Source organism: Actinobaculum sp. 352 (genome assembly GCF_003957265.1).
In the GTDB taxonomy this organism is placed as follows: domain Bacteria; phylum Actinomycetota; class Actinomycetes; order Actinomycetales; family Actinomycetaceae; genus Asp313.
On the sequence record NZ_RQSN01000001.1, the window covers coordinates 74,921 to 99,292 of the forward strand.

At 57.5% G+C, this 24,372-nt stretch carries 18 protein-coding genes; 13 read left to right on the forward strand and 5 right to left on the reverse strand.

Translation table 11 applies throughout. The features are described from left to right. Positions 1-43: 43 nt before the first annotated feature. The 3 genes from EKN07_RS00315 (at position 44) to guaA (ending at position 6,639) form a co-directional block, all read left to right on the forward strand. Positions 44-1,618: an alpha/beta hydrolase gene (locus EKN07_RS00315; protein ID WP_240611414.1), complete on the forward strand. Its 1,575-nt coding sequence runs from the start codon at positions 44-46 to the stop codon at positions 1,616-1,618. A 536-nt stretch (positions 1,619-2,154) separates the two neighbouring features. Beyond that, positions 2,155-3,711, forward strand: coding sequence for an alpha/beta hydrolase (locus EKN07_RS00320; protein WP_126145379.1), 1,557 nt, complete (start codon positions 2,155-2,157; stop codon positions 3,709-3,711). Between the two features lie 1,176 nt (positions 3,712-4,887). Next, entirely contained in the window at positions 4,888-6,639 is a 1,752-nt protein-coding gene (gene guaA / locus EKN07_RS12910) for a glutamine-hydrolyzing GMP synthase (protein WP_241228100.1), read from the forward strand. A gap of 254 nt (positions 6,640-6,893) precedes the next feature. On the opposite strand, the gene EKN07_RS00335 is transcribed toward guaA, so the two are convergent. Further along, on the reverse strand, positions 6,894-8,081 hold the full coding sequence (locus EKN07_RS00335) for a DUF4143 domain-containing protein (protein WP_126145380.1): 1,188 nt from the start codon (positions 8,079-8,081) through the stop codon (positions 6,894-6,896). Positions 8,082-8,397: 316 nt separating this feature from the next. Between EKN07_RS00335 and EKN07_RS00340 the strand changes: the two genes are divergently transcribed. From EKN07_RS00340 to EKN07_RS00360, 6 genes are all read left to right on the forward strand, one after another. Beyond that, positions 8,398-8,874: an AAA family ATPase gene (locus tag EKN07_RS00340; RefSeq protein ID WP_126145381.1), complete on the forward strand. Its 477-nt coding sequence runs from the start codon at positions 8,398-8,400 to the stop codon at positions 8,872-8,874. A gap of 8 nt (positions 8,875-8,882) precedes the next feature. Next, on the forward strand, positions 8,883-9,269 hold the full coding sequence (locus EKN07_RS00345) for an ATP-binding protein (RefSeq protein ID WP_108715315.1): 387 nt from the start codon (positions 8,883-8,885) through the stop codon (positions 9,267-9,269). A 35-nt stretch (positions 9,270-9,304) separates the two neighbouring features. After that, complete coding sequence (locus tag EKN07_RS12435) at positions 9,305-9,448, forward strand: hypothetical protein (RefSeq protein WP_164546559.1); 144 nt, start codon at positions 9,305-9,307, stop codon at positions 9,446-9,448. Positions 9,449-9,856: 408 nt separating this feature from the next. Next, positions 9,857-12,919: a type I restriction endonuclease subunit R gene (locus EKN07_RS00350; protein WP_206435635.1), complete on the forward strand. Its 3,063-nt coding sequence runs from the start codon at positions 9,857-9,859 to the stop codon at positions 12,917-12,919. Between the two features lie 10 nt (positions 12,920-12,929). Then, positions 12,930-14,441 carry a class I SAM-dependent DNA methyltransferase gene (locus EKN07_RS00355; protein ID WP_108715316.1) on the forward strand — a complete coding sequence of 504 codons (1,512 nt, stop codon included), beginning with the start codon at positions 12,930-12,932 and terminating at the stop codon, positions 14,439-14,441. Then, entirely contained in the window at positions 14,431-15,663 is a 1,233-nt protein-coding gene (locus EKN07_RS00360) for a restriction endonuclease subunit S (protein WP_126145383.1), read from the forward strand. The genes EKN07_RS00355 and EKN07_RS00360 overlap by 11 nt, the downstream gene beginning before the upstream one ends. Here the strand turns inward: EKN07_RS00360 and EKN07_RS00365 are convergent. The 4 genes from EKN07_RS00365 to EKN07_RS00380 form a co-directional block, all read right to left on the reverse strand. After that, entirely contained in the window at positions 15,629-16,162 is a 534-nt protein-coding gene (locus EKN07_RS00365) for a restriction endonuclease subunit S (RefSeq protein WP_108715318.1), read from the reverse strand. The two genes, EKN07_RS00360 and EKN07_RS00365, sit on opposite strands and share 35 nt — an antisense overlap. Next, a complete protein-coding gene (xerA, locus tag EKN07_RS00370; protein ID WP_164546560.1) occupies positions 16,159-17,838 on the reverse strand; it encodes a site-specific tyrosine recombinase/integron integrase in 1,680 nt (559 codons plus the stop codon). The genes EKN07_RS00365 and xerA overlap by 4 nt, the downstream gene beginning before the upstream one ends. 386 nt (positions 17,839-18,224) lie before the next feature. Next, a complete protein-coding gene (locus EKN07_RS00375; protein ID WP_206435637.1) occupies positions 18,225-19,175 on the reverse strand; it encodes an alpha/beta fold hydrolase in 951 nt (316 codons plus the stop codon). A 142-nt stretch (positions 19,176-19,317) separates the two neighbouring features. After that, positions 19,318-20,364 (reverse strand): AraC family transcriptional regulator, encoded by a 1,047-nt coding sequence (locus EKN07_RS00380; protein ID WP_126145384.1) that lies wholly within the window; start codon positions 20,362-20,364, stop codon positions 19,318-19,320. Between the two features lie 148 nt (positions 20,365-20,512). Here EKN07_RS00380 and EKN07_RS00385 point away from each other — a divergent pair, with 148 nt between their 5' ends. From EKN07_RS00385 to EKN07_RS00400, 4 genes are all read left to right on the forward strand, one after another. Beyond that, positions 20,513-21,880: an MFS transporter gene (locus EKN07_RS00385; RefSeq protein WP_164546562.1), complete on the forward strand. Its 1,368-nt coding sequence runs from the start codon at positions 20,513-20,515 to the stop codon at positions 21,878-21,880. A 141-nt stretch (positions 21,881-22,021) separates the two neighbouring features. Next, positions 22,022-23,227, forward strand: coding sequence for a serine hydrolase domain-containing protein (locus EKN07_RS00390; RefSeq protein ID WP_126145386.1), 1,206 nt, complete (start codon positions 22,022-22,024; stop codon positions 23,225-23,227). 201 nt (positions 23,228-23,428) lie between these two features. Then, entirely contained in the window at positions 23,429-23,689 is a 261-nt protein-coding gene (locus EKN07_RS00395) for a TetR family transcriptional regulator (RefSeq protein WP_164546563.1), read from the forward strand. A gap of 197 nt (positions 23,690-23,886) precedes the next feature. Beyond that, positions 23,887-24,345 (forward strand): ferritin-like domain-containing protein, encoded by a 459-nt coding sequence (locus tag EKN07_RS00400; RefSeq protein ID WP_108715324.1) that lies wholly within the window; start codon positions 23,887-23,889, stop codon positions 24,343-24,345. The last annotated feature ends 27 nt before the right edge of the window (positions 24,346-24,372 follow it).

Below are 24,372 nucleotides of genomic sequence, written 5' to 3' on the forward strand. Positions count from 1 at the left end.
CCCTCCCAGCCTACGTTAAGGTTGTTGAGTATATGCTTCTCCTATGGCAAAACCAGTAAGAAAACTTTCCAGGTTCGGAACCGTTGCGGTAGCGATGGCCCTTGCAGGTGGCCTCGTCGCATGCGGCACAAGTAATAAGGGCGCCGATCAATCAACGACGGCGTCGGCGCGAGCGGAAGCGACGCCGGTAGAAGCAACTCAGATGCCGGAGACGCCCGCAGGGTTGGAGGCCTTTTACAACCAAGATCTCAAGTGGGAGGAATGCGATAAGGAGTATCAGTGTGCCACGGCAAAGGCACCGTTGGACTATGACAATCCGGACGGCAAGGAGATTGATATTGCGCTCAAGAAGCTTCCTGCGTCGTCGGGTAAGCCGATCGGAACCCTATTCCTCAATCCGGGTGGGCCTGGCGGTAGCGGAGTCGAATTCGTCGCCGCCGCAAAACTGACATTCTCACCCGATCTGCTATCGGCTTTTGATGTCGTCGGGTTCGATCCACGAGGTGTGGGTGATTCGACCGGCATCAAGTGTCAAGCCGATGGCGAATCCGATGGCTCAGATGCAAAGGCGGGAACGGCAGATGCCGCGGGAAGCAATATGTCTTCCGCCGAGGAGACGGAAAGAGGGGCGGCGGATCTCGCCGCTCGGTGTGAAGAACATACGAAGCCTGCCGAACTGTTGGATCATGTAGATACCGTGTCTGTGGCCAAGGATCTCGATATGTTGCGGGCGTTGGCCGGGGATCCACGCTTGTATTACATGGGCTTCTCCTACGGTACCTTGCTGGGAGCAACCTACGCGGAGCACTTCCCGGGCAATGTGGGGCGTTTGGTTCTTGACGGTGGAGTAGATCCGTCTATCTCCTTGGCTAAACGCTCAGAAGAACAGGCTGTTGGTTTTGAGAAGGCCTTGGAAACCTTTGTAAACACTTGCCAGCAGCAAAAGGCGTGCCCGTTTGCGGGAGACACAAAGCAAGGCGTGCAGGAGTTGCGGGGTCTGTTGGATGAACTGGACAACAACCCGATTCCCGTTGACGGCAAGGATAACGCGCCAGTAACCGGTGCCGAGGCGAAGAGCGTGCTGCTGAATGCCTTCTATGAGGACCAGCTATGGCCGAATGTCTTTGATGCTTTCGCCAAGGCGAAGGAAGGCGACGGAACCAGTATGCGCGAGCTAGCAGAGCTATTGGCGGATCAGGGTGGCGGTAAGGGAGACGCAGTCCAGAATGCGATTGACTGCATGGATTATCCGGTAGAGGGTGATCGTGCCCAGTGGGATCAGCAGGCTGCAGAACTCAAGCAGAAGGCTCCTGTCTTCGGTGATGGGTACATAGATCTGTACTGCCAGACTTGGGGACACCACGGAACCGAGAAACGCGCCGAGATTAAAGCGAAGGGAGCTGCACCGATTCTGGTGGTTGGAACAACCGGCGATCCCGCGACTCCACACCACTGGTCGGAGGCCCTGGCCAAGCAGTTGGAATCGGGGAGCCTGCTTACCTGGGAGGGTAACGGGCATACGGCATATGGTCGCGCCGGTGAGTGTGTGACATCTGCGGTTGATGGCTATCTGCTGCGGGGCGTCATGCCGGAGGATGGGAAGGTCTGTACTGGCTGACCTGCCAATCGTTTAGGCTCGCTGACTTGATGTGTTGAGTTGCGAGTTACTGCGATACTATTCTCGGTCGATATGTGTGATCTGGGTGGCCGGGCTGGGGGAACCTGGCCCGGCCGTTCGTTTCGCTGTTGACGGCGACTCGTGGGCTCGGTTCCGGTGACCTCCGGCAAGGTAAGGCTAGTCAAGCGCGACTACGGCCGCGAGTGGACGAGACAACGCCGCCATTTGTTGAGGGTGCAATCCGCGTGCTGTTCACATGTGTGAATAATTGGTCTCCGCTATCTTTTGATGGCATAGTGCCCCACTTCGTCGAGTACAACACGGCTGGCGGCGCGAAAAGTGTTGGATGGTGCGTTTCGTTTGTCTGACGCGCCGTGTCTTGCCTGGCGTGTACCCTTCGGCTGTGGATGGCGTAACCGCATAAGGTAGGGAAAGTGAGATGACTGTGGGGCATTTGATCGGGTAGAAGGTGATCGTCGCACAAGCGGAGCACGGCATCCAGCTAAGCTTAAGGTTACTAGGTATACGATACTCTCATGGCAAAACCAGTACGTGTACTTTCCAGGTTCGGAACGCTCGCGGTAGCGATCTCGTTAGCGGGTGGCCTCGTTGCATGCGGGGCAAGCAATAGAGGTGCCGAGCAGTCGGCGGCGTCGGCCCCGACGGGGGCGACGCCGGTAGAGGCATCGGAACCGCCTGAGATTCCGAAGGGGCTGGAGGCGTTTTATAACCAAGACCTTAAGTGGGAGGAGTGTGATAAAGAGTACGAGTGTGCGACGGCGAAGGCTCCGTTGGATTATGACAATCCGGATGGCGCCAAGATTGATATTGCGCTCAAGAAGCTCCCCGCGTCGTCGGGTAAGCCGATCGGAACTCTTTTCCTGAATCCGGGTGGGCCTGGCGGTAGCGGAGTCGAATACGTCGACGACGTACGGGATACTTTCTCCGCAGACTTAGTCTCTGCATTTGACATCGTCGGCTTCGATCCACGAGGTGTGGGGCAATCGACGAGCGTGCAATGCGAGGCCGATGGCGAGTCCGAGATGATGGAAGAGGTAGCAGATGCTGAGGAGCTTTCTGAAGCCGATGTGAATAAGAAGGTCGCCGAAGAAACTGCGGCTATGTGTGAAGCGCACACCAAGCCCGTGGAGCTACTGGATCACATAGATACCGTGTCTGTGGCCAAGGATCTCGATATGCTGCGGGCTTTGGCCGGAGATCCGCGCCTGTACTACATTGGTTTCTCCTACGGTACCTCGCTGGGAGCAACCTACGCGGAGCACTTCCCGGGCAATGTGGGGCGTCTGGTCCTTGATGGTGCGGTTGACCCGGCATTGTCTTCAGCGGAGCTCGCGAGGGAACAAAGTGTGGCCTTTGAGAAGGCTTTAGAGACTTTTGTGTCTGAGTGTCAAAAAGGGAGGGACTGCCCATTCGAGGGATCTGCGGCTCAAGGCGCTCAACAGATTCGCGACTTCCTGGACCAATTGGAGAACAAGCCGCTGCCCGTTGACGGCAGAGATGGCGTGATGCTGACCCGAGAAGATGCCACAAGACTGCTCACCAATGCATTCTATGAGGATGCCGTGTGGCCTACGCTTACTCAGGCACTCGCTGCGGCGTTTCAGGGCGACGGAACCGCCGCCTATGAGCTTCTGAGAATCTTCGAAGAGGCAGGAGGAGTTGAAGGGAGTGAGGTCACGAGCGCTATCGATTGTTTGGACTATCCGATTGAGGGAGATCAGGCCGAATGGGATAGACAGGCTGATGAGCTTGAGGAAGCCGCGCCGGTTTTCGGTCAGGCCTATACGGACCTCTACTGCCAGGCTTGGGGACATCATGGGACCGATAAGCGCACCGAGATTCATGCGAAGGGAGCTCCTCCGATCCTGGTGGTTGGAACAACCGGTGATCCGGCTACTCCGTACGAGTGGGCAGAAAGCCTTACGAAACAGATGGAATCCGCCACCCTGTTGACCTGGGAAGGCAACGGGCATACGGCATATGGTCGCGCAGGCGAGTGTGTGACTTCAGCAGTTGATGGTTATCTGTTGCGTGGCGTCATGCCAGAGAATGGGAAGGTCTGCAAGGGGTAACTGCGGCGTTACAACGTGACTGTTTGTCTCTTCCACCGGGTCGAGCACTAGGTACGTACCAGGTTGAGCGCTAGGCGTATCCGGGGTCGAACACTAGGTATATGCCGGGAAGAAGACGAGGCATGCGAGCCGTGCGGTGGAAAGGAACCGGAACGCCCGCCTATCTACCGGGAGCGTACTCGCGAGCCGTGAGGTGGAAGGGGTTTGGCAGCACTCGATTCGTGTGAACCGGGTGGCCGGGCTATGGGGAACCTAGCCCGGCCACCCATTTGTTCGAGCGGAGAGATGCGAGAGTAAGTGCGAGGTGGCAGCGGCATCGTAGCTCGGCGGGGTGTAGAGTGGTGTGGCGATTGAGCGTCTCGTGGGGTGTGGGTGGCGTTTGGCTACGGGTATCCGGGGCGGCCGGTGTCCAAATCCCGTCCAAACGAAGAGCGCCTGATTCGGAACGGCGCCAAAATCCGCATGATTCCGCCAGTTCTTCCATTGACTCAATCAAGTTTTCCGTTGTTTGGACGGGATTTTGACACCTCCCGTCCGACTTCCCGCCCTCTGAACCTTCGCATGGGGTACATAGGTGTGGGTGGAGCCGGGTGGCGCTGGAACCTGCCGAACCGATGCTCGCGCGGCACATCAGTGCGGGTGAGGCCGGGTGGCGTGGCTGACTTGGATGCTGGTGTGTGGCGATCACGCCAGTGCAGGTGGGCCGGATAGGTGACGGCAATCGCGTCCATCATCCGGTGGGCATGGCACCTATAATCCGGTGGGGCATGCAGCACGCCGAAAAGACGGAGACGAAAGCCAGATCGCGTCCATAATCCGGCGGGGCATGCAGCACGCCGAAAAGACGGAGACGAAAGCCAGATCGCGTCCATAACCCGGCGGGAGGATGGCGCCTATAACCTTGCAGGAGCATGGCGTTGTTCAAGATCTGGTGATTAGGGCGTCGGTATCTTGCGAACGCCGTCTCAGCGCTTCTCGGTGAGTTGTGCCAACGGCTCGTGAACGTGGCCGTTAGTTGCAACCATCTTGCGGGCAGCTTGTGATCGCGGCGCGAGTGGCACTTATACTCGCCCTGTGAGCACCGATTCTCTGCCCGTGGGCACTGATGATCTCGTTACTGCCGCGACTTCGCGCCCCCATGCCGTCCCTGAACGTGGCCAGGCCAGCGGAGCGGCGATTCATCCGGTCCTCGTCGTCGACTTTGGAGCGCAGTACTCGCAACTCATTGCTCGCCGGGTACGCGAGGCACATGTGTACTCCGAGATCGTCCCTCATTCCATGAGCGCGCAGGAGATGCTTGCGAAAAACCCCGCGGCTATCATCCTGTCCGGCGGGCCGTCTTCCGTATATGCCGAGGGGGCGCCGAGCCTGGATCCGCAGGTCTTTGATGCCGGTATTCCGATACTGGGAATCTGCTATGGCTTCCAGGTGATGGCCCAGGCGCTGGGTGGGAGCGTGGGGCGAACCGGCACGCGCGAGTACGGGCATACGGAAGCCATGACCGACCCGGATTCTATTCTGTTCGCGGGAACCCCGCCGCAACAGACGGTGTGGATGAGCCACGGCGACGCCGTACATGACGCTCCGGAGGGCTTTACGGTGACGGCGACGACGTCGCAAACGTCGGTGGCCGCATTTGAAGACAAGGCCAGGCAACTGTTCGGTTTGCAGTGGCACCCGGAGGTTCAGCATTCCGAGTTTGGGCAGCGTGCATTGGAGAATTTCCTGTATGAGGGCGCCGGGTTGAAGGCGACGTGGACGCCGGGCTCGATTGTTGATGAGCAGGTGGCGGCGATCCGCGCCCAGGTGGGTGGCGCACAGGTGATTTGCGCGCTGTCGGGAGGCGTGGATTCCTCGGTGGCCGCGGCGCTGGTGCATCGAGCGGTTGGAGATCAGCTGACCTGTTTCTTCATTGATCATGGCCTGCTGCGTGCGGGCGAGCGTGAGCAGGTGGAACAGGACTATGCCGCCGACATGGGCATCCGGGTTATCACGGTCGACGAGTCGGAGCGATTCTTGGACGCGCTGCTGGGGGTGACCGAGCCGGAGGAGAAACGCAAGATTATCGGGCGGGAGTTCATTCGGTCCTTCGAGGCCGCGCAGCGCATGCTGGTGGAACAGATAGAAGCAGGGCAGATCGGCTCGGGCGCGGAGAGCGGCAAGGGTCCGCAGGGCGGCGCGGGCGGGCCGGGCGATGAAGATACGGAAGGCAGTGCTAGCAGGCCCGACGGTAAGGATATGCAGGGCAGCGTGGCCGCGACGGGCGGCAAGGATCCGCAAGGTGGCGTTGGCGGGCCGGGTGGTAAGGATCCGCAGCGCGGCGCGGGTGTGCCGGGTGTGCGTTTCCTGGTGCAGGGCACGCTCTACCCGGATGTGGTGGAATCCGGTGGGGGCGAAGGTGCTGCCAATATCAAGAGCCATCACAATGTGGGTGGCTTGCCGGAGGATATGACCTTCGAGTTGGTCGAGCCGTTGCGGACGCTGTTCAAGGACGAGGTTCGGGCCATCGGTCGCGAGCTCGGGGTGCCGGAGAAGATCGTGGCCCGGCAGCCTTTCCCGGGGCCGGGGCTCGGTATTCGTATTATTGGCGAGGTGACGCGGGAGCGGTTGGAGATATTGCGGGCGGCCGACCTAATCGTGCGGGAAGAGCTGACGGCGGCTGGATTGGATGAAGAGATCTGGCAGTGCCCGGTGGTGTTGCTGGCCGATGTTCAGTCGGTTGGCGTGCAGGGTGACCAGCGCACTTACGGGCATCCGATTGTGCTGCGTCCGGTCTCCAGTGAGGACGCAATGACGGCGGATTGGGCACGTGTGCCCTACGACGTCGTCGCGCGGATCTCCAACCGGATCACGAACAGCGTGCCGGAGATCAACCGGGTGGTGCTGGACTGCACCAGCAAACCACCGGGCACGATCGAGTGGGAGTAGGGGTTTGAGTGGGTGCGGGTCTGTTCCAGCGTAATTCTGATGCGAGGCGCTGGTAAGCATCGCCGAAGAGTTCCTAACTTCTAGCCTGATCGAATAGTCGCCGTGTCATGGATCTGTCGCTTTCAAAAAGTGTGGTTTAAGGGCGGCAAAGTCGTAAAAGAGACGGAAGTGCTACCCTTAACTACCTGATAACGAGCCGCTGCGGGGCCTGTGGTGGTGTGCGGTGCTGCTGGAACAGCATAAGACGTGAGTTCTTAGGCGCCGAGTGCTGTAAGCGGCAGGATGTAGGCGTCGGCCTGCGCGTCGTAACGGGCGTATTCTCCCGCACCGACGACGACGGCAGAGAATGCGGGACGCGAGTTTCGCGCAGCCGGGTTAGCGGCCACCTTTCTACGCAGACGGCTGAGGCTTGCCAGTGCTTCGGGGACCTTGTTCTCGCCGAGTTTGATCGCGATCGGTGCCCACCTGCCGTCGCGCAGTCCGATCACCGCATCGACTTCGAGTCCGTCTGAATCACGGTAGTAGTGAAGTGGTTCGGCGGATGCACCGGGGAGCGCCCTTGCGTAGATGCCAAGGTCATGGATCGCAAGCGATTCGAAAAGCAGGCCGAATAGCTGGCCGTTGTCGAGCAGCCGCTGTGGGGTAATCTGCAGAAGACTGGCTGCTAGGGATGGATCCGCAAAGTAGCGTTTGGGCTTGGTGCGAAGACGACTCTTGGACCTGATCGGCGCATCCCATCCGGTAATCGGCTCGATGAGATAGAGAGACTCGAGAGCTTGGATATGTGCGGCTGTTCGTTCGATTGTGGCTCTGGTGCTGGATGCGGTGATTCGTGCGTCAGCAGCGATGGTCGAGAGTTTCGCCGCTGCGCCCAGATTGCGTGCGAGGGAGAGGGCGACATTGCGGGACTCTGTACCTGGCAGTCCCTTGCGGGGGATACTCACGTCGAAAAGGGCGGCAAAGTAGGAGTCAAGATACTCGGGTTCGAATGACTCTCGGTCGATGAGTGCGGGCCAGCCGCCTTTGCAGATGGATTCAGCAAGTGGATCGAGGTGCTGCTGAACGAGCTGTGGTTCAAACTTTCCCTCGAACAAGCCTGCCAGGGAGACGAGACCGGATGATGTGCCCGTTTCCTGGAGTGACATGGTGCTCATGCGCAGTTTGGCGATTCTCCCCGCGCCACTGTGGTGTACCTTGGCCTTGTTTGGTTCTGCCGAGCCCGTGAGAATAAACGAGCCGGGCGGAGTTCGCGGACTGTCAACCGTTGATCGGACCTCGTCCCAGATTGCGGGGACGTCTTGCCATTCATCAATCACATGAGGGCGCGTCCCGATGAGTGCCGTTGCAGGATCTGGCTTTGCCGCTGCCTGTGGTCCGGATAATCCAGTCCGAGTGACGCTCTCGGCGAATGAGAGTGATGTCCACGTTTTCCCACACCACATGGTGCCCGCAACTTCTACGGCTCCGAACAGATCGAGTATTCGCGCAAGTGCGGTATGGATGACTCTGCGCGATAGCCGGCTGGTATCGGTGATTCGTGCTGCAATGAGACCTCTCCGATCGGTATGTCAGAGGATATTCTGTCGGGAAAATAGAGGATTTTATAGCGGGATTTTAGAGGGAATGTGGCCGGGAAAATAGAGGCCATGTCGGTGGGGTTTTAGAGGCTGGAGTGTCTGCGACTTCCCGCGTCGTCGACTGTATTCGACGGATTTAGAGCCCCGATGTCGAATATGTTCAACAGGAGGAGTGTCGAGGATGAATCATGAGTTGCTCAAGAGGGTTATCTACGATCCGCATGAGGTGATCGCCCGTGCACGGATCGTTCCCCGTGACTACGTCATGGAGGAGAACGCCAACTATGTTCTGACGGGTATGCGGCGTGCCGGCAAGTCCGCGATGTTGTATTCGATTGTGTATCGCCTCTTCGAAGAGGGAGCTAGTTGGGATGAGATCACCTACATCAACTTCGAGGATGAGCGTCTCGCGGAATTCAAGGCTGTCGATTTCGATGAGATCGTGGCAGTGCAAAGTGAGATGTGTGGCGGCCATGGATACTTCTTCTTCGACGAGAATCAAAACGTTGACGGATGGGAGAAGTTCGCCAGAAGGCTTGTGGCTTCCCGGAAAGTGTCGCGTATGAGGGCAAGCGGGAGTATGTTTCGAGTGTCTACCAGAAGATCCTTTTGGGTGATATCGTGGCTCGCAACCAGATACGCAATCCGAACGCACTGAGACTGCTGGTGAAGAAGATTGCGGAGTCGGTCTGTAGCGATATTTCCTACACGAAACTGCACCATGTGCTGAAATCCGTGGGTGCTTCTATCAGCAAGGACACCGTGATTGATTACGTCTCTCTCATCGCGGATGCCTTCCTCGTATTCTCCGTCGCCAACCAGTTCGCGAAGTCTGCCGGGCGGGAGAGCAACCCGAAGTATTACTTCGCCGATAATGGGCTGTTGAATCTCTTCCTGCTACAAAGTGACGGGGCGCTGCTGGAGATGTTGTGGCGACGCATTTGCATCGCCTGCGTCCTGGTGGGTTCTGTTTTCTCAAGTCTGCGGCTACAGGGGTCGACGCCGACTTCCTGCCGGATAACCGCGTTGCCATCCAGGTTGCCTACGCTCTGAATGGCGACTCGTATGAGCGGGAGGTTCACAACCTTGTGAAGCTGGCGAAGAGTTTCGATGGAGTGGATCGTTTCGTGATCGTCACGCATGACGACGAACGGACGATCGAAGAGAACGGGGTGAGGATCGACGTCGTTCCCGCGTACAAGTTCCTGCTGGAGGAGGATCTCCGCGGGTAGGTGGCCAGATACTGTGGAGTGCTGTAGAGGTGTGCTCAGACGAGTACGTTGGCTGCTTGCCTCAACAACGTCGAGGCGTTGTCGGGTCAGGATCGGCGTCTTCCGGAGCTGCGTTCTACATCGTACGCGTGAAGCGTAATATACTGCATTGCAGCCATGAAGCATGTGGAAGGTTATCCAACGAGCAACTCGGATGTACCTGAAAAACGGGAGGTGCGAGAGCTCGGGGAAGACCCGACCAAAGGTGGAGTGAGTGCCATGACTTTGCATACTTGCCTTAACCCGAGTGAAATCTCCGGAAGGGGGACCGGAGCACTGCAGGATCGTTTCGACATTGATGTCCGTGTGCTTGGCTGAGAAACCTGGGAAAGAGCGGAGGGCATAGCTTTGGCTGCCAGAATCGACTATGTGTGGGGCATAAGGATAGATGAGTCCTTCTACGAGAATGCTCTGATCGAGCGACTACAGAGCAAGCATCATTATGAGCATCGCTATGGCCCGGACGTTGCTCGTACCAGCGAGAAGTACGACGACGTCTTTATTGAGGGTGAGCTGCATACTGCCTTGGCTCGCATCAACCCGTTGCTCCCCATACAGGCAGTTGACGAAGCGATTCTTAAGCTCCATGACATTGGGGGAGGATCGCTGGCCCAGCGCAACGAACTCTTCATGGACTATCTGCAAAACGGTGTTGAGGTGCGTTTCTTCGACGGTAAGGAGGAACGCGATGACATCGTGCATCTTCTCGATTTTGACGACCCGGGCAACAACAGTTTCATCGCCGTGAACCAGTGGACATTCGTGGAGTATTCGGAGAAGCGACCAGATGTGATCATCTTCGTGAACGGTATGCCTCTCGTGCTCTTCGAGCTGAAGTCGCCTTCGCGAGAAGAAACCGACGCTTCGCACGCCTATCTACAGCTCCGACAGTACATGAAACAGATTCCCAGTCTGTTCGTGCCGAATGTGTTCTGCGTGATGAGCGACATGAGTGAAACGCGGGTAGGCACGATAACCGCAGACGAGGATCGCTACCTCTCGTGGAAGTCCGTTGACGGGGACTACTCAAACACCAGGTCTGCGAGTTGGGAAACGATGATTGACGGCATGATGCCAAAGGACCGGCTTCTGGATATCATCAAGAACTTCGTATGCTTCAATGACGACTCATCCAAGACCACAAAGATTCTCACGGGTTATCACCAGTACTTTGCCGTGAAGAAGGCGGTTGCGCGCGCTGTAGAAGCTGTGGACGGCAATGGCAAGATTGGTGTGTTTTGGCATACTCAGGGCTCCGGTAAGTCGCTTTCAATGGTATTCCTTGCGCATTTGCTTCAAGAGCGGCTTGAAAGCCCGACCGTAGTGGTAATCACTGACCGAAATGACCTAGACAACCAACTATTCGGCCAGTTCAGCCGCTGCTCCGCGTTCCTTCGCCAGGAAGCGGTACAGGCGGAAAGCCGGGAGCATCTCAAGTCACTTCTTGTTGGGCGTGAATCGAACGGCATCATCTTCACTACCATGCAAAAATTTACGGACGGTGATGAACCGCTGTGCGACCGCAGTAATGTGGTGGTGATGGTTGATGAGGCACACCGTGGGCAGTATGGCCTCACCGAGCGTATGGATGCTGAAGGTAATGTTTCAGTCGGAGCGGCACGCGTCGTGCGAAAGGCTTTGCCGAATGCGTCATTCATAGGCTTCACGGGTACCCCTATCTCAACCGAAGACAAGAACACTCGCGAGATCTTCGGGGACTATATCGACGTCTATGACATGACCCAATCCGTTGAGGATAACGCCACCCGGCCTGTGTATTACGAGAGTCGCGTTGTGTCGCTCAAGCTTGACAGAGATAAGCTCGCCCAGCTAGATGCTGCATACACCGAGTTCGCTGAAGAAGCCAACGAGACCAGCGTCAAGAAGGCCCAACGCGACACTGGAGGCTTGGACGCGATCTTTGGAGCTCCAGAGACGATCGACGCACTTTGCACTGACATCATCGAGCATTACGAAAACAACCGGGAAGACATCCTTGCGGGTAAGGCACTCATCGTGGCCTACAGCAGGCCCGTGGCGATGAAGATCTATTACCGCATGATGGAGTTGCGTCCTGGGTGGAAGGACAAGCTGGGCGTCGTCATGACGATCAACAACCAGGACCCCGAGGAATGGTTTGATGTCTGCGGCGGAAAGGCGCACAAAGCGGAGATGGAGCGCAAGTTCAAGAATGATGACGATTCCTTGAAGATAGCCATCGTCGTGGACATGTGGCTTACGGGCTTCGACGTGCCGAGCCTCGCGACCATGTACGTTTTCAAACCTATGGAGGGCCACAACCTGATGCAGGCTATTGCGCGCGTGAACCGCGTCTGCAAGGGAAAAGAGGGCGGCCTGGTTGTCGACTACGTGGGCATCGCGAGCAAACTCAAGCAGGCTATGAAGGACTATACGAGCCGGGATCGGCACAACTACGGCGACTTGGATATTGCTTCTACGGCCTATCCGAAGTTCCTAGAGAAGCTGGACGTATGCCGTGATCTTATGTATGGCTTCAACTACCAGAAGACAATCTTTACTAGGAACACGGCACAGTTGGCATCTGCCATCATCGAAGGAACTGACTGGCTTCTTGACCCGTCTCGTGAGGAGGACAGGGAGGATTTCATCAAGCAGTGTCAACTTATGAATCAGGCGCTTTCCTTGTGTAAGAGCTTGGTTGATGATAAGGATCAGCACGAGGCGGCCTACCTCTCTGTGCTCCGTGTTCAGGTACTGGGGAAAACGGGACGCCGCTCCTCCGGCGGTAAGGGAATGACGTACGCAGAATTCAACAAGCGCGTGACTGCGCTTCTTGAACAGGCGGTACACGCGGATGGCGTCATTGACCTGTTCGAAAAGGACAGTGTAGAGATTTCGCTTTTTGACGAAGCGTTCCTTCAGGAACTCGCCGAGATGAAACAGAAGAATATCGCGGTAGAAAGCTTGAGACGCCTTCTCAAAGAGCAGATCAAGGCCTACCAAAAGACGAGTGTTGTCAAGGGGCAGAAGTTCAGCGACATGTTACAGAAGGCGCTCAACGGCTACCTGAACGGTATGCTGACCAATGCGCAAGTGATCGAAGAGCTTGTGAACTTGGCAAAAGAGATGATGAAGGACCGTGACGACGCGGAGCAGCTCGGTCTCACCGAGGAGGAGAAGGCCTTTTACGACGCGCTAACCAAACCGCAGGCCGTAAAAGACTTCTACGACAATGACCAGCTCGTCGCGATAACCCGTGAGCTAACCGAGGCGATGCGCAACAATGCGACCATTGATTGGCAACGGAAGGAGTCTGCGCGGGCAGGTATGCGCCGGGCAGTCAAGCGGCTGTTACGAAAGTACAAGTACCCGCCGGAGGGTGCTGAGGAAGCCATGGCCACTGTCATGGCACAATGTGAGGTCTGGGCGGACACGAAGATCTACGCATAGGAGGCCACCTGTGGCACGAAAGAAAGCTGACAACACTGCTGAGATAGGGTTTGAGCAACAGATTTGGAGCGCCGCAGACAAGCTGCGTGGCAACATGGATGCCTCCGAGTATAAGAATGTGGTGTTGGGCCTTATCTTCCTGAAGTACATCTCCGACAAGTTCGAGGATCGCTACCAGGAGTTGGTCGACGAAGGCGAAGGCTTCGAGGAAGACCGTGACGAGTACACCTACAAGAGCATCTTCTTCGTTCCTCCTGAAGCTAGATGGGGTGTTATCGCCGCTCGTGCACACACGCCGGAAGTTGGCAAGGTTATTGACAATGCTATGCGCTTGATCGAAGCGGAGAACGATAAGCTCAAAGGTATCCTGCCCAAGAACTTCGCTCGCCAAGAACTGGATAAGCGCCGCCTGGGCGAGGTTGTCGATCTTTTCACCAACGTGCGGATGGCCGAGAAGGGCGACACGCGCGATATCCTGGGCCGTACCTACGAATATTGCCTCTCCAAGTTCGCAGAGGCCGAAGGAAAGAATGCCGGGGAGTTCTACACGCCTGCTAGCGTAGTGCGCACGCTGGTGGAGATTATCCAGCCTTACCATGGGCGTGTGTATGACCCGTGCTGTGGCAGTGGCGGCATGTTTGTTCAGTCGGCTGACTTTGTACAACGGCATCGGGGGCGTATTGGTGATCTTGCCATTTACGGGCAGGAGAGCAACCCGACCACTTGGAAGATGGCAATGATGAACTTAGCCATCCGGGGCATCGATGCCGATCTTGGCACCCACAACGCTGACACTTTCTTCAACGATGTGCACAAGAATGAGCGGTTCGATTTCGTGTTGGCCAACCCTCCGTTTAACGCTTCGGACTGGGGTGGGGAGCAGTTGAGGGAAGACCCGCGCTGGGACTTCGGTGTTCCTCCAGCTGGCAATGCAAACTTCGCCTGGATGCAACACATGATCCATCACCTGGCAGAAGGTGGTCATATGGGCATGGTACTTGCGAACGGATCTCTCTCATCGCAGCAAAACAATGAAGGCAAGATTCGTCAGGCTATTGTGGAAGCTGGCCTCATCGAAGGTATCGTTGCCATGCCGGACCGCCTGTTCTATAGCACGGGCATTCCCGTGAGCCTGTGGATCATAAGCAAGGAGCCGAACCGCCAACGCAAGACGCTCTTCGTAGACGCCCGCGAGATGGGCACGATGGTGAGCCGGAGACTGCGTGAGCTTACTGACGAGGACATCGCCAAGGTGTCGGGCGCATTCGATGCCTTCCGCAGGGGTGACTTGGAGGACGAGAAGGGCTTCTGCGCAGCGGTGGACATCGAGGATGTAGCGAAGCAGGACTACATCCTGACACCTGGCCGTTACGTGGGCATAAAGGATGAGGAAGACGACGGCGAGCCTTTCGAGGAGAAGATGGCGCGCTTGACTGGCGAACTCGCAAAGTGCTTCGAGGAGTCGAACCGCCTGCAGGAGCAGATCCGCAAGAACTTGGGGGCGATTGGGTATGGATTCTAAGACGCTCGGTGAGCTTTGCTCGTTCAGTCGCGGCGCCAGCGTGCCGCGCGCGCGAATGTATGACAAGGGAGATTACCTATACATTCATTACGGTGAACTCTACAAGGGATTTGACCTGCGCATCGATGTTGATCGGCCACAAGTGCCTATTCCTTGCATTCGGGCTGGTGAGCGCCTCAAGGCAGAGCAACGGCTCCGTGACCAGGACATTGTATACGTCTTGACATCTGAGACCGTTGACGATCTTGGGCACTCGTTTCTCTTTAACAACCCAAGGGGCGTGCCCGCTGTTGCTGGCACTGAGACCACTATCGTCCACGTTGAACGAAGCGACCTTCTGAACCCTGCATACCTCAACTACCTCATGCACTCACCACGTTTCAAGCTGCGGCTCAGGCAGTACGTAAAGGGTATGAAGGTCTTTCGTGTTCATCCCGATGACTTATCAAGAATCGAGATCCCTCTCCCTACTCTGGACGTGCAGGGAAAGATTGTCTCGCTGCTGGACGCTATATTCGAACTGCAGATGCTCGCGAGACGCACAAATGATTATTTGGCCGAGCTCGTTCGCGCTGAATTTGATCATCGCTTCGGAGAAGGAACGCCCACAACTGATCTGAGCGATGTTTTGACTATATCGACCATGTCGATTGCGCCCATGGAACACCTTGGTGAAACATGGGAGCTTTTTAGCATCCCGGCTTTCGACGAGAAGCGCAGGCCAGTCTTTGAACGAGCTGATGAAATCAAGAGCAACAAATATGTCATAGACAATGACTGCATCCTGATCTCTAAACTCAACCCGTCGACGAAACGACTTTGGCTTCCTTTCTGCACTTCCACGAGATCGGTGTGTTCCACCGAGTTCATCGTGTACAAACCCCGCAGACCCGAGCACAAGAGTTTCTACTACGCGGCGATTGATAGCCCAAGGTTCTTGGAGTACCTGCTGGCTCACATAACAGGTTCGACTGGCAGCCGTCAGAGGGTACAGGTCAAAGCTACCTTGAGCTATCCAATGCCGAATCCCCGCGTCGAGAGTATCGATGAATTCTGCGAGTTTGTGGATCCAATCATTGCTAGGTGCCAAAGCAATGAGCAGGAGTCAACAAGGCTCGAGGAGATCAGAGATACACTGCTGCCCAAGCTCATGTCTGGTGAAATCGACGTCTCGGAAGTCCAGCTACCTACGCGGCCAAATAATCATTTGTCCGCCGATTGAGTGCCAGCTTTTGCTGGATGTCTTCGATGAGCGATGCGATGGCCCGCTGTGTGTCAGCAGACGGGAGGTGAATCTCCAAATCCTCAATCATTCGTTTTGTCAAAGCGTTGCGTGTTGCACCCGACGAGGCGAGTTTGAGTAATAACGCCTTGTTTGACTGCAAGTAGCACAGGAGGAAGGTTGAGTTGAGTTTGCTGCTCGGCCTGACAATGGCCACGTGTTGGTTGACTCGTGCGGGAGTACACCAGGTTGGAACCAGGCATGCGCGTGCTACGGAATCGCCGGTGATGTTGAGGAGGATATCGCCGGGCTTGACTTCCGCACTATTTAGCGCTGCTGCTTGAACGTCGTCAATGAAGGCAAGGCCGTTACTACTGAATGACCAATCGAGGACGTTCTGGCTGCGAATGATGGGGATGCCAGATGCCTTATATGACTCTTTGCCGCCTTTTGGGGTGGCACCGCTGCCGATCTTGGCGCAAACGTCGCCGAGTCTCATTCCAAATACTTCCTGTGCGAAGCCTTCACGTTGCTTTGGTTCACCATCGCGTAGTGCATGGTGCTGTCTATTCTCGCATGCCCGAGGAGCTTCTGCACTTGCTCGACAGGCATCCCCTTGTCGATTGCACGGGTCGCGAGAGTTCTGCGGAACTTATGCGGATGCACCCGTCCGACTCCAGCCGAGCGCCCAATATGTCGCAGTCGCGATTCAATCCCTCCAATACTCAGACGGGTTGCCGACGAGTCAAGCGACACGAACAGAGCCGCGCAGTCGTCGTCGCGGGTGTTAAGGTATGCCTGCAAGTGGAGCTTCGCGCGCGCGTCGAAGTAGACGGGTCGCTGCTTGCTGCCCTTCCCAGTGACGATGCACTCGCGTTCTTGTAGATTGATGTCGGCAATGTCAAGTCTGACGAGTTCGCCTACACGCATGCCGGTTGTCGCCAGCATGTCGACGATGGCGAGGTCCCGGACGTTATCGCAACCGTCGCGCAGCGCTTCGAGTTCCTCGTCGCTTAGTACTTCCTTGGCCAGCGTTGCGGTCTTCACCTTATGAATGCGCCTCATCGGGCTCTTCACGATGTAGTCCTCGTCTTCAAGCCAGGAGAAGAAACTCGACAGGATACGGCGAATGTTGTCGATGGTGACCTTTCCGGCATCTCGTGTGTTCTCGTAGTCGCTGAGATATCTTCGTAGGTCGTCGCTTTCTATCTGGGTATAGGGCTTGGCAACGGTCTCGACCATGCGCCGAATGGTGCTCTCGTAGTATGCGATGGTTCTGATCGAACACCCCTCTACCTCTTTAGCGGTTAGAAACAGGTGTAGAAGGTCGGTGGTGCTCTCATGTGTGGGCGCAAAGGCGAAGCGAAGTGCTTCTCCGAGCCGTTTGAATTGGCTGCTGTCAAGAATTGGCTGCATCTGGGCGAGAACGAGGTTGATAGCGGTTTCCATCACGATTCCTTTCGACGAGAGGCGATGGAAACATTCTGTTGGCTGCGATGCAGAACAGCACGCCAAATGATTATTTGGCCGCGTAGGTAGCTGGACTTCCGAGACGTCAATCTCGCCGGACATGAGTTTCGGCAACAGCGCATCGCGTGTTTGCTCGAGCGCAGATTTTTCCTTTGTGTTGCTCAGCATCAGGTCATAGATAGGCTTTGCGTTGTTGTAGAACTCATCAAGTACGCCGTCATCGGGAAGCTGCAAGGGCATAGCCTTGATCACCTTCGAATTCACGGCGTTGGCGATCGACGAGGTATTCCCCAACGACCCGTAATCGTACGCTAACAGCAAGGGGTACAGGTAGGCCAGCCTTCGCGGATCGTCCGATGTAAAGCATGCGATCGCCTCATTGGTGACCATTTCGTCGGCGGCGATACCGACTCTTCCCACTGTGAGTTTGAAACTCAAGAGGATGGATCCCGGTGGACACCGGCGGATATTGAACCTCTCAACCGCCTCATTAGTCAGGTACTCCGAGCTTGTGATCAGGTAGGCGTCCGCTTGCCCCATGTCCTTGATCGACATCCAAATGACGTTGCTCGCATTCTTAAGGGAGAACCACTCATTTTGTTTGCGTGGCGGTGTCTTGCCAATGTGTATAGAAAAGAACTCGTCGGCGCGACGTTCTGTCGTTGATCCTCGCGCGGCAGCATTCTCTTGCAACGCAACGATCATGTCAGCCAAATAATCATTTGGCTGTGTCAACAGCTGGCGTGGGCATGCGTTCAAACCGTCCTGGCGCCTCCGCATTGATACAAACAAAAGCCCTATTGCCACCTTCACCGCCACAATCCACTTCATGGACAACGAGGTCAGGCGCATGCGGTCGGAGGAGTGGCCGCTGCTCGCGGACTTTCTGTATGAAGCCCTCTTTATACCGGAGAGATTCGAGGGGGAGGTCACGCGCTCGTCACCACCACGCAGCCTCCCATCGCTCTGCCCGTCACCGTGAGATCGCCTCTATCCCCACCGCCGTGGGACCGCCGCGCTGCCCATCGCCGCGAGATTGCCGCTCTGCCCACCGCCGTGGGATCGCCTCGATCTCAACGCCCTAATACGACCTACCCCCACCGCTGCAGGATGAGAGCGGCGATCTCGCGCCAATGCGTCTCCAGTACGAAGTGGCCGCCGTCGAGCAGATGCACCTCGGCATTCGGATCATCTCGGCGAAAAGCCTCCGCCCCCGGATAGATGAAACTCGGGTCGTTCTTACCCCACGCGGCGATCAGCTCGGGCTGATATGTGCGTAGATACTCCTGGTACCGGGGATAGTTGGCCACGTTGTTCTGGTAGTCAAATATGAGGTCCGACTGGCGCTCCGCATAATCCGGCGACTGCGTGTAGAAGATATCGAGCGTGTACCCATCCGGCGGCACCGACCCCTTAGCCTCCCCGCCCTCGTATTGGCCCTTGATGGTCTCCGGCGCGAAGGCGCTCTTGAACTGCTCGCGCAACTCGGGAGTCGGATTCTTCCAGTACTCGGCGCGCGCCACCCATTTCTTGCCGAGCCCCTCCTCATACACATTCCCGTTCTGGCTCACAATGCCGAGGATGCGCTCCGGGTACCGCAGGCAGAGATTGAACCCAATCGGTGCACCGTAGTCGAACACGTACAGGTAGAAAGACTCCACGCCCATCGCCGTCAGGAAGCCGTCCACATAATCGGTGAGGTGCTCAAACGTGTAGGCGAAGTCCGTGTGCTTCGGTGCGGCGGAACGCCCGAAGCCAATGAAGTCCGGCGCCAGCACATGAAAGTCCTGCTCCAGTAGCGGTATGAGATTGCGGAACTGATGGCTTGAGCTGGGGAAGCCATGCAACAGCAGGAATGTCGGTTTATCCGCTGTGCCTGCCTCGCGATAGAACACGTCCAGACCGTTTACCTCGATGGTTCCGAACTTCGGCCGGCCTGCCGCTGCTATAGAATCAGAGTTCGCATCCGATGCTGCGGAACCAAGGTCTGCTTGTGACGTTGCGGATGCTCCCGAGTAACTCGGCACCTGTGTGCTCCCCACCGCCTACGAACCTGCCGACGATACTGAAGGCGTTTGGTTCATTCTGACTCATTCCTTTCACGTTGATGGTTTGTAATCCATGCGGGCTAAGCCGCCACTTCGTCACGATATCCCCGCGCCAGTGTATGGCTGCGGCTCTCGCTCACTCCAGACGGGGGTCCAGCCGTACCTCGCTCACTCCATCCCCGGCTGATGGCCCGGCCGTGCTCTCCCATGCTCTACGCCCGGGTGCTTGCCCAGCCGTGCTCTCCCGTGCTCCACGCGCGGCTGCTTCCCCGGACGTACCGCTTCCCGCATCGGCAAGAATCTCCTTCGCCGTGCGGCCGAAGATCTTCTGCAGCTGCCGGTTCATGGTCCGAAGCCCGGAGTATCCATTGAGCGCAGCCACCTCCGACTGCGTCCCCCGCCGTGCCAGCAGATCTTGGCGAGCGTGCTCGGCGCGGACCATGGCGACGTACTCGGATAGCGTGTACCCCAGGTGCTCCTTGATGAAACGCGCCATATATCCCCGCGAAAGATGGCAGTAATCCGCAAGGTCTTCAAGTCGGATCTTCGTGGCGTAATGTTCCTCCACATAGTCGACGATCCGATGAGTGCGGACTATCGGCTCTGCGGCGAGGGTGCGGGGCCTTTCGACGTCGGCAATGAAGAAAGACTGCGCGAGGATATTGAGTATCTCAAGCGGCAGCAACGATAACTGAAGATAATGCGTCGGCGCGGGCTCGGCGTCCCTCGCCAACAGTTCGGCCAGCTTGGCGAAACGTGGATACAGCAGGTGGTGATAGGCGGACAGTTGCTCAGCCGTGAGCCCCTCGACGTCGTTAAGCTCGAAACGCCCCGCGTCGATTGCGGGAAATACCCGCCGCAGATAGGGGTAGGGGTACAGGATTGTGACCGCGCGCCGCAGCGGGTCGTTGTGTAGCGTGCGTTCACCATGGATCTGTTGAGAATTCGCGAGCCAGATCCTGCCGGTGTGCATGCGCCACGTTCTCCCGCCCACCAGAACTTCCGACTCCGGCCATCTGAGCATGCAGTTGATCTCGAAGGAACTGTGCCAGTGCGGCTGGAAGCTCTCCGGTGTGATTCCGGTATGGAGAACAAGGCGCACGCTGAGCCGGTCGGTGGGAATGACTACCTCATGCGCCGCGGTCTCCTCCACGGTGACCTCCCTTCGCTCACTGCTTTTCATGGTACGGTCCGGGCGCCCATGCCGTCGCCTACAGGTGACTAGGCGCCTAAAACTGGTGACAGGCAGGCGCCTATCGTGCCGCCAACCCGCCTACCGTTACGAACAACGTTCATCCAACAACGACGTTCGAACAACGGAGGTGCATCCCATGGCACAACAAAAACAGGATAGATTGATCTTCAAGGTCTCGATCCTGTCCATCGCCGTCATGCAGGCGACGGCGCAATCGATCGGCGGCATTCTCAACACCATGGCGGAAGCCATGCCGCACGTCGATGCCACGTCGATTTCTTCCCTATCCACAGTCCCAAATCTCGGTTGCCTGGTGGGACTCTTCCTCAGCCCCATACTGTGCAAGGTATTCGGAGAACGCCGAGTCACCATCGTTGGGTTACTTGGCAGCATCCTCGCCGGATGTGCGCCCATGGTCCTCGGCACTTTCGTGCCCATTTACGTGAGCCGACTGCTGCTCGGCTTCTTCTTCGGCATGTACACGCCGCTGATCGTCGTCCTGCTGTCCCGCTTCTACAAAGGCGATCAGCTGGCCCGGATGATCGGCTATGAAAATGCTATCGGCAGCATCGGCAGTTCTCTCTGCGCACTCGTGGCCGGTTTCCTGGTGGTGATGGGATGGCAGGCGGGTTTCGCCATCTACTTGCTTTCTGCGGTACCGCTGGTGCTCTTCACATTGTTCGTGCGTCTCGACGACGGACAGGAAGACGACTCTGATACACAGGGTGCCAACGCGGTTGGCGATAGCCAGGCCGGCACCGCCGACCGTAGCTACCCCGCCGCACAAACAGGTGACGAACAAGCCACCGGGCAGGCTGACGACGTCGTCGCCGCAAGAAATAGCGACGCAACCGAGCAACCATCTACAGATAGTTCCGCGGCTGCGGGCAGGCCCCGTGTACCAGCAGCAGTATGGGGACTGGGTGCTTTCCTCTTCTGCTTCTTCATCTTCCAACTTCCCATGGCCTACGCCTTGGGGAACCGAGTCTTTGAATCCGGAGTAGCAGGGGACAGCCAGACGACGGCGTCGACAATCGCCTCCACCATCTACAGCTGCTTCACGATTATTGGCATCCCGGTATCGATCTTCTTCGGTGCCATACGCAAGCGCATTGGCGCATGGACATTGCCCTTTGCACTTGCCTGCAACATTATTGGCTTCGCCGCGCTGGCCTACGGCTCGAACACGACATTGCTATTCGCCGGTGGGCTGTTCTCCGGTGTTGCGTTTGCCCTCGTCGTTCCCTACGCCTATACGCGTGTCGCAGAGGTGAGCCCGCCGGAAGTCGTCAGCACGTCAACCACGGTCGCCATGCTGAGCCTTAATCTCGGTGTTTTCTGTTCGCCGCTGGTACTGCCCAGAATCGCGGCGGCGGTGGGTGATGGCAGTGCGCACCTCGTCATGCTCATCTCCACGGTCGCATTCCTCATTTTCACGGTGATTATGAGCATTGTGGCCGTTACATCGTCCAGGCGACGCAACACTGTTGCCGCTGCGGCCTAGTGTGCTGCCGCTGCGGCTCTGTTCGCGTCACCGAGTCAATACCCATGAGCATTTCTGTGCTCGAACCGGCGCATTATCGTTTATCTATAAGTCCGCCCGGCCTGACGTGCTTGTTCAGGCCCACGGCGAAGAAGGAATACCATGAATGACTATCACGGGATCAGTTCCCTTATCGAGGCCGCCATCGACGCCGAAAGCCTTGGTGGCGCATCCATCTGCGTGATCAAAGAAGGGCAGGTGAAACTCCTCACGGGCTACGGTGCCGATACGGTCGACAGCATCTACAAGGTCTACTCAATGACGAAGCTCTTCACTTCGGTTATCACCTTCCAGCTCGTGGAGGAAGGCGTTCTTCACTTACAAGATGCAGTGGCGGAGTTCTTTCCAGAATTCGCCAACCACCTCGCCTATAACGCCGGGGGAGGAGTCGAGGTTGAGAAAACACCGCTGACCATCCAACACCTGCTCAACATGACATCGGGCATCCCCTATCCCTTCCCGGGGTCCCCGGCGCAAAGACGCATGGAACTATTGGAAGCCGACCAGATCGCGCGCGCTGCGGCGGGCATTCCCTTCACCACGCAGTCCGCTTGCCGGGCAATGGCGGCGGTGCCCGGAGGCTTTCATCCCGGTGCGGGCTGGGAATACGGTGCCGGTGCCGACCTGCTCGGCGGTGTACTTGAGGTAGTCAGCGGAAAGAGCCTCGACGCCTTATACGAGGAGCGCCTTTTCGGACCCCTCGAGATGATCGACACTGGCTTCTATGTGCCGCCTAGCAAGATTGATCGAGTCGCAACGGCATGGCACCGCGACCCGCAATTCACACGCGTTACACAGGTCGAAACACCGATCCGGGACGCGCGCAGTGAAGACGTGCTCACATTCATGGCGGCTGTGGAAAAGATCGACACGGCACCACCCGCTTTTCTCGCCGCAGGTGGGGGCTGCTATTCCACCGCGCGCGACTACGCGCGGTTCCTTCACATGCTGCTCAACGAAGGTGAGCTCGACGGCGTGCGCATCCTGCGTCCCGAAACAATTCGTTTCATGCGGACCCCGCAGCTGGACCACGCCCAATTAGACGCGAAAGCGGCCGACGGTGTGGGCGCGGGAGTGCCCGGGTACAGCTATTCAAACCTGCTGCGCATCCTCGTCGATCCGGCGCAGGCACGCGCGCTTGGAGTCAATGGCCACGTTGGAGAGTACGGCTGGGATGGGGCAGGCGGGAACTTCTGCCTGGTAGACCCGTCGCTTGGAGTGGCTGCAGTCTTTATGATGCAGAACTTCGAAGGGGCAGAGCCGGTGTTGCGGCGCCAGTTGTACAAGGCAATCGTGGCTGACGACTGAGCGCCGTGGGGTGGGGTGTGGAGCGCGCAGACTGAGCGACGCCCGTATCAATCGCTGTGCGTGCTGGCGCGGGCTCGCCGGGTGGAGCCAGCAGGGCGCGGTGCACGGAGGGAATATGAGTCGCTTGCGGGGCAGCAAATGGCGCCTGCGAAGAGTCCGCCGATGCCCGACGTCGTCGCGCCGTGTGGGATAATCGCACCCGTGGCTAACCTCGACACCAAGCTGGCCTTCGCCGCGTCTTTTCGGGCGCTGGCCGTGCGCCGCGACGTCGACAAGATCACCGTGGGCGAGATAGCTGCGGGAGCGGGGCGGTCACCGGCCACCTTCTACCGTCACTTCCGTGACAAATACGATCTTGCTGCCTGGGATTACGCGCGCGATGGCGGCGCGATTATGGCGCACGTCGGCGACGACGACTATCCGTGGCCGCGAACGCTGCTCGACGGTGGGTTCCGGGAGTGAGTGCGGTGCCTTCCCGGGTGATCACGACTGGTACCGCGGAGGTTGTGGTGGGCTAGCGGCGGGCACGGATGAGAGACTTCGAGCTATTCTTCTCATTTCGGCCGGAAGATGGCCTGAAACACAGTGAGAGAGCCTTGACGCAGGTAGCATGGCACGGCGCAGGTAGACATCTGGCCAACAGTGGCAGGAGGAAGCACATGGCAGACAAAGAACAGCTCATTGCCAAGCTGCAAGAGATCGTAACGGCCGTATTCCAGCAGGCCGATGGGCACGCGCTGCAGTCGAGGATTTTCGCCAGCCAAGGGCTGACCAAGCTGGAGGAAAAGTACGCGGAGCACGCAGAAGAAGAGCGTGAGTACGCCACGAAGTGCATTGACCGCATTCTAGATCTCGGCGGCGAAGTGAACAACGAGGCGAAGACCGCAACACCGACCTACACCGATGCGCTCGAATGGGTCAAGTATGACCTGCAGGTTTCGCGTGACGGCCTGGCCTGGCTGAAGGACATCGTCGAACTGGCGAAGGATGACTACACAACCTACGACCTTCTCAAGGATTACTACAAGGACGAAGAAGAAGACATGTACTGGGGCGAGCAGCAGCTCGAACTGATCGAGAAGATCGGCGTGACCAACTGGTACATGCTGCAAATCTGACGGGTGGCTCCTTCTTTGGGGGCGCTG